The sequence below is a fragment of the Pontibacter chinhatensis genome (assembly GCF_900113285.1).
Lineage (GTDB): Bacteria > Bacteroidota > Bacteroidia > Cytophagales > Hymenobacteraceae > Pontibacter > Pontibacter chinhatensis.
Map to the genome: position 1 here is coordinate 272,653 of NZ_FOOT01000002.1, position 14,922 is coordinate 287,574.

Sequence of the window (14,922 nt, forward strand, 5' to 3'; positions counted from 1 at the left end):
TTGTCCATACCGTCAGCACCGCTTGTCTCTGTGGTTATTCCGTGCTACAACCACGGGAAATACCTCCGCGAGGCTGTGGAGAGTGTGCAGCGGCAGACCTATCCCGCTGTTGAGATCCTGGTGGTGGATGATGGCTCCACGGACGATACGAAAGCAGTAGCTCAGTCATTCGAAAACGTGAGGTACGTGTTCCAGGAAAACCAGGGCTTATCTGCCGCACGTAACACCGGCATCCGGCACAGCAAAGGCGATTTTCTGGTGTTTCTGGATGCGGATGACTGGCTTTACCCCGATGCCCTGGAGGTGAATGCACGATATATGCTACAAAATCCGGATTTGGCCTTTGTTTCGGGGGCTTACAACCTGGTTTTCACGGCCACCAACGAGGTAAAGCCGGTGGTACGGCAGGTAAGCAACAGCCATTTCCTCCACCTGCTCAAGGGCAACTACATCGGGATGCACGCAGCGGTGATGTTCAGGAGGTGGGTTTTCGAGCGTTTTCAATACGATACTTCCCTCAGGGCCTGCGAAGACTATGATTTATACTTGCGTGTGGCCCGAGACTACCCGGTACATCACCACACGCACATCCTGGCTGCTTACCGCCAGCACAACACAAACATGTCCGGCAACAGCAAACTCATGCTACGCACCACGCTAAAGGTGTTGCATAGCCAAAGCGACAGCCTCCGCACCCAGGCAGAACGTAGCGCCTACGCGGATGGGACCAACATCTGGAAAGCTTTTTATACTTCTGATATGGCTGACAAACTGGAGAAAGGGAGCGCGTTCTCCCTGCACGATTACTATACTTTGCTGAAGTTTGACCCGGACCTGTCCGGAAACACACTAGCCAGCAGCACGAGTACAGCCTCCATTATGAACAGGATCGTGAAGCTGATTCCTTCCGGCCGGCTCAGAAAAAAGCTGCAATCTAGTTTGATCAGGAACAACACGCCTGCTGTGGGGCAGGTAAGGTTTGGGCACCTGCACAGGTACACACCCTTTAGCACCCAGTTCGGCTACGACCGGGGCGGCCCTGTTGACCGTTACTACATCGAGAATTTCCTGGGGCAGGAAGCTGGCATTATAAAGGGTCGTGTGATGGAGATCGGGGACAACTCCTATACGCTGCAATATGGTGCTGAGAAAGTAACACAAAGCGATATCCTGCATGTGGACGCCAGCAACCCGAACGCCACACTGGTCGGGGATATCAGCCACGCGCCCCACATTCCCGATAATACGTTTGACTGCATTATACTTACCCAAACCCTGCACCTGATCTATAACTTCCGGGAAGCCCTCCAAACCTGCTACCGCATCCTAAAACCTGGCGGCGCACTCTTACTCACAGTACCCGGCATCACGCCCATCGACCATGGGGAGTGGAAAGAAACCTGGTACTGGTCTTTTACCGATAAATCCATGAGGCGGCTGATGGAAGAAACTTTCCCTGGAGGCACCTCAGAAGTAACTCCCTATGGTAACGTGTTCACGGCTACCGCTTTCCTGTATGGGATGGGACTGCCGGAGGTACCGAAGACGAAGCTGATGTACAACGACCCGCATTTTCAGGTTATCATTACGGTGAAGGCCATCAAACCTGCAGACAGATGATCCGGCAGCTTCTCCATACTATCAGAAAGCCGTATGAGCCCAAAGCGCTGGTGCTCATGTACCACCGTGTGGCAGCGTTGGAAACCGATGTCTGGCGTCTTGCCGTAAGGCCGCAGCACTTTGAAGAGCACCTGCAGGTGCTCCGCAGCAACTGGCGCGTGGTGCCGCTGGCGGAATTGGTAGACGGCCTCACCAACCACAGGCTACGCAGAAACAGTATCGCTATCACGTTCGATGATGGCTACGCAGACAATTATGTAACTGCCCGGCCGCTTCTGGAAAAGTATAATGTGCCTGCTACCTTCTTTATCTGCACCGGAAAATTAGGTAGCGGGGCTGAATTTTGGTGGGATGAGCTCGAGCATCTTATACTTTCTACTGAAGAGCTGCCGCACACATTAGGCATCCGGATCAATCAGGAACTAATAAGCTTTGATCTGGGTGATGAATGGCACCTGACCGAAGACATAAGACAGAAACACCAGCAGTGGAAGGCCTTTGTGCAGGAGCCTCCTACCCTACGATGCATACTTTACCTAAAGCTATGGGAGCAGCTAAAGTCCCTACCCAGCCACTTACAGCAAGAGTACCTGCAGCAGGTCAAAGTATGGGCGGGAACACCTGGACACACACGAGCTGCCTACCAAAGTATGAACCTGGAGCAGCTTAAAGACCTGGCCTGGAACAGGCTTTTCCACATTGGATCACACACTGTCTCGCATCCGGACCTTGCCTCCCTCAGCCCCTCTGCCCAACAACAGGAGCTGGTGAAAAGCAAAAGATTTCTGGAAGAAGCTATCTCCCGGGAGGTTACCTTGCTGGCCTATCCCTACGGGAGCTGTAACCTGGAAACGGTAAGGCTGGCGGCTGAGGCTGGCTTCCACGCCGCTGTCACGACGCAAGATTGTCCCGTAGTCTCCACCTCTGCCAAGTATAAACTAGGCAGATTCCTGGTGGATGACTGGGGCGGAAAACAGTTGGATACTTATCTGAAGTCCTGGCTAACTACTAAAGTAAACGCGCATGCACATTTCCCAGCCTGAGGTTTCCATCATCATGTGTATCTACAATGTCGAAAGATACCTGCGGGAGGCTATCGACAGTGTACTACACCAGACATTCACGAACTGGGAGCTGTTGCTGATAGACGACGGCTCAGCGGACGGCAGTACGCAGATAGCCAAGCAATATGCCGCAGCACACTCAACCAGAATCCGGTTTTCGGAGCATCAGGAGCATGTAAACAAAGGTTTGAGTGCCAGCCGGAACCTGGGCTTAAGTATAGCCAGAGGAGAATTGGTGGCTTTTCTGGACGCAGACGACGTGTGGTTACCGAATTACCTGGAAGTACAAGTAAGCCTGCTACGGCAAAAAAATGTGCCTGTCATCTGCGAAGCAACAGAATACTGGCACAACTGGAACGCGCCGGAGAAGGAGAACCAGGTAGTATACATAGGTGCAGCACAGGACAAGCTCTACCACCCACCACAGCTCATGCTGGAGTTGTACCCCTTGGGAAAAGGGGCCGCTCCCTGCATGTGCGGGATTATACTTGAGCGGGAACTGCTCCGGAGGCTGGGCGGCTTTGAAGATTCCTTCAGGGGTATGTATGAAGATCAGGTGTTTCTAAGCAAACTCTACCTGAACGTACCCGTGTACATCTCATCTAACCACCACAACCTCTACCGCCAGCGAGCTGACTCGCTGGTGGGCGCCTCGCAGCACACGACGGCCTATCATGTGGTCCGGAAACAATACCTTGGCTGGCTAAAGAAATACCTGCGGCAGCACCCCCAAAAGTATAAGGAGGTAGATCTGCTTCTTCAGCAGGCCTGGCGACAGTATAATGTTTCGCCACTCAGGTTTATAGCGCGTCTGGTCCCGGGCCGCCTAAAGCGCTTTCTTAAAAAGCACGCTCGGGCGGAAAGGATGAGGCAGGCTTGGCTTTCCGCCAAAGTATAAATAAGCTCCTCACACTAGTTCTACACAACCCATATTTCCGCAGAAGTATAAAAACCGACGACCCAGTTAAGCAGCACGCCTATGGAACGCATCCCTACTTCCCCACCCCTTATTTCTCCGTTGCCAGCATCCCCCGACCGCCCGAGGTGGTCGGTGATGATACCAGTATACAACTGCTCAGCTTTTCTGGTGCATACCCTTGAGAGTGTGCTGGCTGAAGGGATTCCTGTGGCAGACATGCAGATAGAAGTCGTGGACGATGCCAGCACCGACGCCGATGTAGAGCGCATCGTGCGGGAGGTTGGAAAAGGCAGGGTAAGCTATTACCGCCAACCGCAGAATGTGGGCAGCCTGCGTAACTTCGAAACCTGCATCAACAGGGCGCAGGGCTACCTGGTGCACCTGCTGCATGGCGACGACCGGGTACGGCCGGGGTACTACCAAACCATCCAACGCCTCCTCGATGAGTTTCCGGAGGCCGGTGCCGCCTTTTGCCGCCACTTAAATATTGATGAGCACAATAACATCATCTCCAGGCATGTAAAGGACGATGACTCCCACTGGGGCTTGCTGGAGAACTGGCTCCTGCGTATCAGTGAGCGGCAACACATCCAGTATGTCACCATCACAGTAAAGCGCGAAGTATACGAAAAGCTGGGATCTTTCTACGGGATGACCTACGGCGAAGACTGGGAAATGTGGGTGCGCATCGCCAGACACTATCCGGTAGCCTTTACCTCCAGGGTGCTCGCGGAGTACAGAAAACACTCGGGCTCCATCTCGGGTGTTAAATTTCTCACGGGAGAGTACCTCGACGATATTGCCCGTCTGTTTCAGCTTATCCAGCAACACCTGCCGCCAGAGCACCGAAAGGGGGTACTGAAGCGGGCGCAGAAGAACTTCGCCAACTACGGCATGCGCGTAGCTCAGGTCATGTGGGAGGAAACCGGTAACCGAAAGTATGTGGAGGCCAACCTGACAAAGGCCTTGAAAATGCACACCGATGCAAAACTGTGCCTGAAGGCGGCAAAGCTGCTGGCAAAAATGACCTTGCACGACCTGCAACTCAGGCCACACACCGTGACAGGCAAGGCCGAGCACATAAAGCACTACATCTAATAGTGCTGCTGCAGGTACCGTAGCACCTCCGCCTCGTTCCTGGCATGGTAAATCTCTGCCCCGGATAGGGCCGGGAAAATGGCCTTAAACTCGTTGTATCGGTGTTCGTGGCCTCGCCGGGATAGGATAACATTCTTTCCGCTGAAGTAACTTGCCAGTGCCGCCGTGCCGCCGTGAACAGACAAAAACCGCTCGCAGTTGGCGTATAGCAGGAGTTGGAAATGATTATAGTTATTCACCTGCCCGCGATGTGCCTGAAATAAATCATCTGCCAGTATAACTTCAGGATAGTGTTTTCGGATGAACTCCGCTTCCTTCAACTCCAGGATGTCGCTGTTGTCCATGACAATGTAATCGGGACCTGGGCGGTTGTACACGATTTGGTACTTATGGCTGAACATGGTCAGAATCCGGTCCAGCATCGGAAGGCTGAAATAGTTTATTGGCCCTTTTCCCCACTCCGTATTATACTTGTTGGCGATGATTAATAAGGGCTTGTCGAACACAAACAGGTCATTCTCATAATATTCTTTAAGCGGAACCTGTGCCCATTTTTCAAAAGACACAGTGCTGCAATGATACATGTTCGGAACGGTAAAATCGTCCTTTGGGAGCCTCCATACCCTCTTATCAAACCGTTCCTCGTGGTTATCACTGAAAAAGTATAGCTCTTTGGTATACTTGGAGGAGATCGTTTTCCCCAGTGTGCCGTTCAGGTGATGCCAGTAGGCAAAGGGCAAGACAAAGGTCAGTTCCTGCTGAAACTCCTGCCTGTACGCTATTTCTTTATACCTGGGCCTAAGCACATAATCGTTGATGCAGTACTTGGTTTGCACCAATCGCGCATAACTGTTCTTCCACAGAAAAAACTCCGGAGTGCCATAGCTGAATGCCCCTATCAATCTGTTTCTTACTCTTTGGATAAACGGCGCCTTACTCCGCCCAGCTGAGGTGATGTAGCGCTGCCCATGGGGGCTTTCAACCCTGTTAATAACCTCCATACTTCCCGAAAACCTCAAAATAGTTTGTCAGAATTTAACGGCTGCTTTATCCACAAGGTTAGAAATAGTGCAAAAATTTATTAAATAAATTCAAAGCAAATTGCTTGCCTGTTTATTTTTAAATATCAGATAATTAAGTGGTTGCAAGTATAAATCATGTAAAGGCACTTATATAGCAAACAAAGAAAAGCGCTATATTGATGTAGAACGGATATAAAAAAAGAGTAGCACGGCGTGCTACTCTTCAAAATCATACACAATTTTACTTCTAATCCAGATCCCGGTCCCCGCGCTTGAGCTCTTCTACAGAGCGCATCACTTTGTCTTTCAGGCTGATTTTATACTTCTCCAATTTGTCAGCCACGGCTGGGTTGAAGGCACCAACGATCTCTGCAGCCAGTATGCCGGCATTAAGGGCGCCGTCCAACGCTACGGTTGCTACCGGTATACCACCCGGCATCTGAAGTATACTTAGTACTGAGTCCCACCCATCAATAGAGTTAGAGGATTTTACCGGCACGCCGATTACCGGCAGTGTGGTAATTGAAGCTACCATACCCGGCAGGTGGGCGGCACCGCCTGCTCCGGCGATAATTACCTTGAGGCCGCGCTTGCGAGCGTTCTCGGCGTACTCAAACATGCGGTGTGGCGTGCGGTGGGCTGATACAATCGTCAGCTCATACGGTACACCCAGCGTTTCCAGGATCTCGGCGGCGGCATCCATCACTTTCAGGTCAGATTGGCTGCCCATGATGATGCCTACCAGCGGTTGTGCGTTCTTAACTTCTTCGGCCATGCTTATGCGATTACTTTGATGACATTTTTAACGGATTCAGCGCGTTGCTGCGCCTCTTCTATACTTTGCCCTAATACGGTAATGTGCCCCATTTTACGGGCAGGGCGGGTAAACTTCTTGCCATACAGGTGAATGTACACACCCGGCACTGCCAACGCCTCCTGCAATCCCTCATACTTGGCCTCACCGTCGTAGCCCGGCTCACCCAGCAGGTTCAGCATCACGGCGGCGCTCTGGATTTCGGTAGAGCCCAGCGGCAGGTTCAGGATGGCGCGCAGGTGCTGCTCGTACTGCGATGTATAGTTGGCTTTTATAGTATGATGCCCGCTGTTATGCGGACGCGGCGCCACCTCGTTCACTAAAATCTGCCCGTCTTTGGTCAGGAACATCTCCACGGCAAGAATACCAACCATCCCGAAGGCCTCAATCACACGCGTGGCAATTTCAATAGCATGGCGCTGCAGCTTGTAAGCCACGTTGGCTGGGGCAAAAAGCGAGTCCACCAGGTTGTGCTCCGGGTGAAAGCTTAGCTCTACTACCGGGAAAGCAGTCACTTCGCCCTTTTCGTTACGGGCCACAATCACGGAGATTTCCTTCTCAAAATCCACCAGTTTCTCCAGCACCGACGGCTCCTCAAAGGCCTTTCCAAAATCGGCCTCGCCCGTCAGACGCGTAACGCCACGGCCATCGTAGCCCTCGCGACGCAACTTCTGGAAGGCCGGCAGGAAATCTATACGTTGCTCCAGCTCCGACTTGTCTTTTAGAAGTATAAAATCAGAGGTTGGGATGTTGTGCTGGCGGTAAAACTCCTTCTGCAGCCCTTTGTCTTGGATAGTGCGCACGGTTTTGGCGTCCGGGTATACTTTCACCCCTTCCTGCTCCAGCTTCTCAAGCGCATCGGCGTTTACATGCTCAATCTCGATGGTGAGGATGTCGCACTGCTTGCCAAACTCATACACGGTGTCAAAATCGCGGAAGCTGCCCACATAAAACTCGTTGCAGATGTCTTTGCAAGGCGCATTCTCATCGGGATCAAGCACCAGGGTATAGAGGTTAAAATCGAGCCCGGCTTGCATCAGCATGCGGCCCAGCTGCCCACCGCCCAATATACCCAGCTTTACTTCTCCTTTCATGTAGTGTAACGGTTTAGTTGATCTTCCCTCAAAAATACGGATTATGAGCGGAGCGCGAAGACAAAAAGAAACATTTCCCGACAGCGGGCTTCATTCTTTTGATTTACATCCGCAATGCCCTATATTTAAAGCTGCACTATACTCTAGTAGCCGTTTTATACATGGAAATCATACTTGCCACTTTCACCGCCCTTTTTTCTGTAGTAAACCCGTTCGGAGCGATGCCCGTTTTCCTGACCCTGACGCAGGACGACACGCCCACCTACAGAAACCAGCAGGCCCTGAAAGCCTGCCTGTACATGGTGGGTATTCTGGCGGTGTTTTTTCTGGCGGGGCAGTATGTACTCAACTTCTTCGGCATCCGCATCCACGACCTGCGCATCGCCGGCGGACTGATGATCATGCGGGCAGGTTTTGAGCTGCTCTCGCCGGGTGCCAGCAAGAAAAAGATTTCACCAGATGTAGTGGAGGAAGGGCAGCTGAAGGAGGATATCTCTTTCACGCCGCTTGCCATGCCCATGCTCTCCGGTCCGGGCGCCATTGCGGTAAGTATAGGTCTGTTCACCACATCGCTCTCCTATGTCGACATGGTCATGATCCTGATCGGGATTATACTGCTGGCGGCAGTCTCCTACATTATCCTGCGCTTTTCGCACCAGCTCACGCGCTACATGGGCAAGGCCGGTCTCGCGGCCCTGTCACGCATTATGGGCTTTATCGTGCTTTCCATCGGGGTTAACTTTATCGTTTCGGCGCTGACGGCCTTGTTCTTTGCGGAACGGTAAAGCTTTCCCGGAAGGATCTGAGTCAAACCACCCCTACCCCTCCTTGGCTAAGGAGGGGAGTTCTGTCATTACTTTGGCTGAAGTATAAGTTTTATAGTTGCTGATATCGCGCGGACAGGTCTCGACCTGTCCCTACAAAGTATAAACCCACCCCGTCCCTTCAGAGGAGGGGAATTGTCAGCAGGCGATTACACCCCTGTTGAGCTTTGCTCGCAAGCTTCGAACTCCCGTTCTCGCTTGTCCTCAAGGGACAGTCTGTACTTGTTGCATAGCAAGGGCAGGAGCTATCGAATGATTCCCAGCCTTTGGGTTGAGCGCCTTGTGAGATCCGGTGCCCGTCAAGGGCATGCTGAGCGCGAGCGAGGCAAGGAGGGAACACAGCGCGAGGCCCGAAGGCGAGGCCTCCCGGCCTGGGAGGGCACCAAAGCCAGAGGTGAAACAATAGCTTATGTAAGGCTGGAGGAGGAACGATGGCTAGTAAGGATAGCTTGTGTCAAGTTGCAGTCAGCAGCGGCTTATGGAAGTATAGCTCAAGTATAAAGTCTGACTTTTCAAGCCAGTTGGGTTACAAATCCACCATTATAGTAGCCACGGGTTGCAAACCCGCGCCAGCAATAGTTCGGAGAAACAGCAGAAAGTATAAACATCCTACTCCCCCAAGAATATAGAATTCCCCCTATTCCACAGACAAAACCCACCCATTCGTCTAGAAGAAAACACGATCGCTTTGACGCCTTTGCACGTACAGCCCAATTTGTGTAGTTTTATCAGGTATAAAGCCTTTGGCAAAAGGAATAAAAACTAAACCAAAAACAATGAGAAACAGATTAGTAGCCCTGTTGCTGCTGCTGGCTTTCGCCCTCACCCCGGCCATAGCCCAGCGAAGCAGCCAGAACAACAAAATCCTGCCCTACCCTATCCACCAGAAAAAACTGGATAATGGCCTGAACGTGGTGACCGTGCCTTACAACAGCCCGGGTCTGGCCGCTTTTTACATCGTGGTGCGCGCCGGCTCGCGCGAGGAGGTGGAGAAAGGCAAAACCGGTTTCGCGCACTTCTTCGAGCACATGATGTTCCGGGGAACCGACAAGTATAGCAAAGAGGCCTATGGCGACATCATGAAGGAAATGGGTGCCGCCGCCAACGCCAACACCAGCATCGACCGCACCGTGTACCACATGACCGGCAACGCCGAAATGCTCGATAAGATGTTTGAGATTGAAGCAGACCGTTTCCAGAACCTGAAGTACACCGAGCATGACTTCAAAACCGAGGCTGGCGCCGTAAAGGGCGAGTACACCAAGAACTCGGCCAGCCCGTACATGCAGCTGTATGAGAAAACGGTAAGCACCGCCTTCAAAAACCATACGTACGCCCACACCACCATGGGCTTTTTCGAGGATGTGGTAGACATGCCAAACCAGTACGACTACTCCCTCACCTTTTTCGACCGTTTCTACCGCCCGGAGTATTCCACTATTGTAGTGGTGGGCGATGTAACGCCTGAGCGCGTAAACAGCCTGGCTCAGCAGTACTTCGGCAACTGGAAGCGCGGTAGCTATAAGCCTGAGATTCCGAAGGAGCCGGCACAGAAAGAAACACGCTACGCGCACGTGCAGCAGCAGGGCTTCCCGCCTTACCTGAGCCTCAACTTTAAAGGCCCCGCTTTCTCCGACAAGGACAAAGACCTGCCTGCCCTGAGCATCCTGACTACCATCCTTTTTGCCGAGAACTCGGACCTTTTCCGCAAGCTGGTGGTGGAGGAGCAGAAAGCCCGCTTTATTGGCGGCGGTCCACAGTTTGCCCGCGATCCGAACCTGATCCAGGTGTCGGCCTCCGTGCTAAAAGCCGAGGACATGCAGTATGTAAAGGATGAGCTGATGAAGGCGCTGAACGAGGCCAAAACCAAGCCGATAGACAAGCAGAAAATCGAGGATACCAAGTCGCGCATCAAGTATAGCTTTGCCATGAGCATGGACAGCCCGGACGCCATTGCCAACTCCCTGGCCCGCTTCATCTGGCTAAGCGGCGATCCGGAGTCGCTCAACAACATCTACAAAGTATATGACTCCATCACGGCGCAAGACCTGATGAATGTTGCTAAGAAATACTTTGTAACCCAGACGCTCACGGTAGGCACTATCGCCCCAACCGAGAAGTCTCCGGTAAAATAAGGCCCGGCCATACTTTAAAGTATAAATGACAAAGTTTCGAGAAAGCATGAAAAAAATAGCTGCCTATATACTGCCTGTAGCCCTGCTGGCCGCCTCCTGCGCCAAGCAACCGCAGGCATCCCAGCAAACCACTGAAACAAAAGCGGAAACCACCGCACCAGCCACTGTCTTTGATGCTAACACGGCCTTCGGCCCGGATAAAGTGGTAGAGCTGCGCCAGCCGGAGTCTAACAAGGTGATCATCAAGCTGATGTTCAAAAACGGCTCCATGGCGGACCCTAAAGGCAAGGAAGGCCTGACCTACACCACCGCCCAGATGATTACCGAGTCGGGAACGAAGGAGATGCCGGTGTCGGCGATAAAGGACAAGATTTTCCCCTGGGCCGCCGAGTACTACAGCAACGTGGACAAGGAGGTAACTACGTTTACCTTTGCCGTGCACCAGGACTTTATCAACGATTTTTACCCGATCGTACGCGGGCTTATGCTCTCCCCTGCCTTTGCCGAGGAGGACTTTAAACGCGTAAAGTCGAACCAGCAGAACTTTGTGGATGAGGTAATCCGTGCCTCTTCGGATGAGGAATACAGCAAAAAGGCGCTGGAAGACCTGCTGTTCCGTGGCACCAACTACCAGCACATGGTGGAGGGCAACTCGGCCAGCGTGCCAGGCATCACCCTGGAGGATGTGCGTAACCACTGGCAGAACTACTTCACCAGAAACAACGTGATGATTGGCATTGCCGGCAACTACAGCCCTGATTTCCTGAATAAGCTGAAAGCTGACGTGGCCCAGTTGTCTGGCGCGCAACCTAATATCCCGGTGGCCGGGGAGCCTAACCAGCCGAAGGGCGTGCAGGTAGAGATCATTCAGAAAAACAATGCCCTCGGCTCTGCCATTTTCACCGGAACCCCGATGCCGGTTACCCGCTCCGCCGACGATTTTGCCGCGCTGATGGTGGCCAACTCCTTTCTGGGCGAGCACCGCAAGAGCTACGGAAAGCTTTATGATAAGATCCGCACCACCCGCTCCATGAACTACGGCGACTACTCTTATATTGAGTGGTACGACCGCGGCGGCTCTTTCCAGCTGCCCAACCCGGGTGTGCCGCGTACTTCCAATTACTTCGCCCTCTGGATCAGGCCGGTACAAATTGCCGAAGGCCTGAAGCAGCAGTACACCGAGCTGAGTGGCATCAACGTGGGCCATGCCCATTTTGCCCTGCGCCTGGCCATCCGCGAGGTGGACAACCTGATTAACAGGGGCATGACGCAGGAGGAGTTTGAGCTTACCCGCACCTTCCTGCGCTCCTACATGAAACTCTACATTCAGACCATGGAAAAACAGCTCGGCTTTTTGATGGACTCCCGCTTCTACGGACGCGAGAACTATATTGAGGAGATGGACCAGCTGCTGGCCAACCTGACGGTGGAAGAGGTGAACCAGGCCGTGAAAAAGTACTGGCAGACGGATAACATGTTCGTCACCATCGTAACCGACGACAGCGAGGCCGGTCCGCTGCGGGAGGCACTGCTCAACAATACGCCATCGCCGATGAGCTACTCCAACCTGGTGAAGGAGGGGCTGCCGCAGGAGGTTTTGGCCGAGGACGACGCAATTGCCAAGTATAAACTGAATGTAACCGAGGTGAAGATTGTGGACAGCAAGGACACCTTTAAGTAAGCCATACATTATACTTGCCCGCTAAGTATAAAAAAGCCGCAGATGATACGTCTGCGGCTTTTTTGTTGCCCCACACCCAGCTTATACCCTATCAGACTAAAATTAACTCAATATAGATTATTCTATATTTGATTAAATCATATTTATTATAGAATTTACCACATTATTAAGTGCTAATGCCCCTACACCTTATACCTATCTAACTATTAAACTCATGAAAAAAGCCTTAAAAGTTACCGGCTATGTCATTGTAGTGGCTATGATAGCCATCGCATGCGGTATCATTTACCTGCAGTACGCCTTCCCGAGGGTGGACGCGGCCCCAAACCTGATCGTGGAAAGAACCACAGAGCAGATTGAGCGCGGCCGCTACCTGGCCAACCACGTCACCGTGTGCATCGATTGCCACTCCACCCGTGACTTCTCGCTCCCCTCAGCCCCTCCTGTTCCCGGCACCTTGGGTAAAGGCGGAGACAGGTTCGACCACTCCCTCGGCTTCCCGGGCGTGTTTTACGCCAAGAACATTACCCCCGACAAGGAAACCGGTATCGGTACCTGGTCAGACGGAGAGCTGTACCGTGCTATGACCATGGGCGTTAGCAAAAACGGAGACCCGCTTTTCCCGATGATGCCGTACGGCGCCTATAAAAACCTGACCACCGAGGACGCTTATGCTATCATTGCCTACATCCGCACCCTGGAGCCTATCCGAAACGAAGTACCCAAGTCCGATCCTGATTTCCCGTTCAACCTGATTCTGCGCACCATGCCATCCAGCGGCGTGTCCCACACACCGAAAGAAACTGTGCTGGATAACGATCTGTCGCGGGGCAAGTACCTGGTAACGATAGCCGGCTGCGGCGACTGCCACTCCCCGAAAGATGCTGATTTGGGCGCCTTTGCCGGCGGCATGGACTTCCAGTTCCCGGACGGCTCCATCCTGCGCGCTGCCAACATCACCCCCGACAAGGAAACCGGTATAGGCTCCTGGACAGAGGAAGCCTTCCTGATGCGCTTTAAAATGTACCAGGATACTGATTTTGCCGAACGAAAACTGGCGCCGGGCGAGATGCAAACGCTGATGCCCTGGAAAATGTACTCCGGCATGAAGGAGGAAGACCTGCGCGCCATTTACAAATACCTGAGAACTCAGGTGCCGGCTAAAAACAAGGTAGAGCGCTTTACCCCGGCTGCTAAATCGTAAAACAGCACAAAAGAGACTATACTCCGGAAGCTGCCTGCACCTGTGGGCAGCTTTTTTTGTTGCAGGTCTGCCCGGGATGTCGTATCATCGCTGAAGGATAACTTTTACGCATGCAACTTTACCAAAACGAGGAATCCAGAGCTCCTATAAACCTGGAATACGCCAGCTTCTGGAAACGTATGGCGGCTTTCTTTACCGATACGCTGATTATTTCCTTTTTCATGAGCCTCTTTGTGCTGCCCGTCATCGGCATTGACACTATTCCGGAGCTTACGGATATTGAAGGGCGGCTGAAACTGCAGGGGCTGGTGTTTCTGGTAGCCTGGTTATACTTTGCCAGCTTCGAGAGTTCTTCCAGGCAAGCTACGCTGGGCAAGCAGGTTTTTGGCATTTTTGTAACCGATACAGAAGGCTACCGCCTCTCCTTTTTAAGAGCCTCCGGCCGATACTTCGGCAAGGTTGTCTCCAACCTCACCCTGTTGATAGGCTACCTGATGGCCGCTTTTACCCGCCGCCGCCAGGCCCTGCACGACAAGATTGCCGGCACACTGGTGCTGCAGCACCCGGGCATCGCTCCCACCAAGCCAACTGAGGATTAACTTTTTACACGTTGCAGAGATTAGCAACATCGGTTATACTTTATACTTTGCGCTTCTTTAAAGTATAAAGTATAACCCGGAAATACCGTAACCAAGGCGGCATCTGTAAGTATAAAACAGGTACATTGTTATTTATACTTACGCATGCAAACTATCTATACCCAAAGCAAACATAGGTCCGGGCTGGCCTCCCTTAGCACCCGCCTGATGGCCTTTGGCCTGGATGTATTGCTACTTTTAACGCTAGTCGGAATAGTGGATTACTTTACCTTCAGCAGCAACGAAGAAGTGTTTTTGCTGAAGCCGGAGCGCTTCCTGTTTGTACTGCTGGCATGGCTGTACTTTGCCGGCACCGAAACCTGCCCCTGCCAGGGCACACTGGGAAAATACCTGCTCAACCTGCGCGTGATAACTCCCAATGGGGAGCGAATTCGCTTCCGTGCCGCCACGCTGCGGTTCCTGCTCCGGCCCATCTCCGCCTTGATTATCATCTTCCAGTTTATAACCGGTTATGGCCACAGCAGCCGCCGCACCTTTCACGACAAGCTAGCTGGCACGCGGGTGATAGCGGAGTAAATAGCTACTCTTATTTAGGCAAGCTTTTAATTCGTAGCAAAAAAACAGCCCCTGCAACTCAAGGGCTACAGGGGCTGTGTTAAAAAGTATAAAATGTTTGTTGAGATGACCCCACCCCTACCCTTCCAAGTATACAAACCCTTACGTTACGGCGGGAACTGTCCCCTTGAGGGGACTATAGGGGTGTAGAGCAAGTACTTAAAGCCTCTGCTAAAAGCAACACCCCTCTAACTCCCCTCAAGGGGAGAGTCTATAAGATTACTATCTGAAGG

13 protein-coding genes are annotated in these 14,922 nt (G+C 52.4%); 10 read left to right on the plus strand and 3 right to left on the minus strand.

The features are described from left to right. The 4 genes from BM040_RS06470 to BM040_RS06485 all read left to right on the plus strand — a co-directional run bounded on the left by BM040_RS06470 (position 1) and on the right by BM040_RS06485 (position 4,701). Entirely contained in the window at positions 1-1,620 is a 1,620-nt protein-coding gene (locus BM040_RS06470) for a glycosyltransferase (RefSeq protein WP_217646718.1), read from the plus strand. After that, positions 1,617-2,663 (plus strand): polysaccharide deacetylase family protein, encoded by a 1,047-nt coding sequence (locus tag BM040_RS06475; RefSeq protein WP_092099699.1) that lies wholly within the window; start codon positions 1,617-1,619, stop codon positions 2,661-2,663. The genes BM040_RS06470 and BM040_RS06475 overlap by 4 nt, the downstream gene beginning before the upstream one ends. Continuing rightward, positions 2,644-3,582: a glycosyltransferase family A protein gene (locus BM040_RS06480; protein ID WP_092099700.1), complete on the plus strand. Its 939-nt coding sequence runs from the start codon at positions 2,644-2,646 to the stop codon at positions 3,580-3,582. Before BM040_RS06475 ends, BM040_RS06480 begins: the two co-directional genes overlap by 20 nt. Positions 3,583-3,663: 81 nt before the next feature. After that, complete coding sequence (locus BM040_RS06485) at positions 3,664-4,701, plus strand: glycosyltransferase family 2 protein (RefSeq protein WP_092099701.1); 1,038 nt, start codon at positions 3,664-3,666, stop codon at positions 4,699-4,701. Here the strand turns inward: BM040_RS06485 and BM040_RS06490 are convergent. The 3 genes from BM040_RS06490 to BM040_RS06500 form a co-directional block, all read right to left on the minus strand. Beyond that, positions 4,698-5,603 (minus strand): hypothetical protein, encoded by a 906-nt coding sequence (locus BM040_RS06490; RefSeq protein WP_175491002.1) that lies wholly within the window; start codon positions 5,601-5,603, stop codon positions 4,698-4,700. The two genes, BM040_RS06485 and BM040_RS06490, sit on opposite strands and share 4 nt — an antisense overlap. A 367-nt stretch (positions 5,604-5,970) precedes the next feature. Further along, positions 5,971-6,498, minus strand: a complete 528-nt coding sequence (gene purE / locus BM040_RS06495) for a 5-(carboxyamino)imidazole ribonucleotide mutase (RefSeq protein WP_092099703.1) — start codon at positions 6,496-6,498, stop codon at positions 5,971-5,973. 2 nt (positions 6,499-6,500) lie between these two features. Beyond that, positions 6,501-7,631 (minus strand): 5-(carboxyamino)imidazole ribonucleotide synthase, encoded by a 1,131-nt coding sequence (locus BM040_RS06500; protein WP_092099704.1) that lies wholly within the window; start codon positions 7,629-7,631, stop codon positions 6,501-6,503. A gap of 161 nt (positions 7,632-7,792) precedes the next feature. Here BM040_RS06500 and BM040_RS06505 point away from each other — a divergent pair, with 161 nt between their 5' ends. The 6 genes from BM040_RS06505 (at position 7,793) to BM040_RS06535 (ending at position 14,650) form a co-directional block, all read left to right on the plus strand. Next, positions 7,793-8,416, plus strand: coding sequence for a MarC family protein (locus BM040_RS06505; RefSeq protein ID WP_092099705.1), 624 nt, complete (start codon positions 7,793-7,795; stop codon positions 8,414-8,416). An 815-nt stretch (positions 8,417-9,231) separates the two neighbouring features. Further along, positions 9,232-10,590: a M16 family metallopeptidase gene (locus BM040_RS06515; protein WP_092099707.1), complete on the plus strand. Its 1,359-nt coding sequence runs from the start codon at positions 9,232-9,234 to the stop codon at positions 10,588-10,590. Between the two features lie 46 nt (positions 10,591-10,636). Beyond that, on the plus strand, positions 10,637-12,271 hold the full coding sequence (locus BM040_RS06520) for a M16 family metallopeptidase (RefSeq protein WP_175491003.1): 1,635 nt from the start codon (positions 10,637-10,639) through the stop codon (positions 12,269-12,271). Between the two features lie 214 nt (positions 12,272-12,485). Next, entirely contained in the window at positions 12,486-13,475 is a 990-nt protein-coding gene (locus BM040_RS06525; RefSeq protein ID WP_092099709.1) for a c-type cytochrome, read from the plus strand. A gap of 110 nt (positions 13,476-13,585) precedes the next feature. Further along, on the plus strand, positions 13,586-14,074 hold the full coding sequence (locus BM040_RS06530) for an RDD family protein (RefSeq protein WP_092099710.1): 489 nt from the start codon (positions 13,586-13,588) through the stop codon (positions 14,072-14,074). Between the two features lie 144 nt (positions 14,075-14,218). Continuing rightward, positions 14,219-14,650: an RDD family protein gene (locus tag BM040_RS06535; protein WP_092099711.1), complete on the plus strand. Its 432-nt coding sequence runs from the start codon at positions 14,219-14,221 to the stop codon at positions 14,648-14,650. Positions 14,651-14,922: the final 272 nt, after the last annotated feature.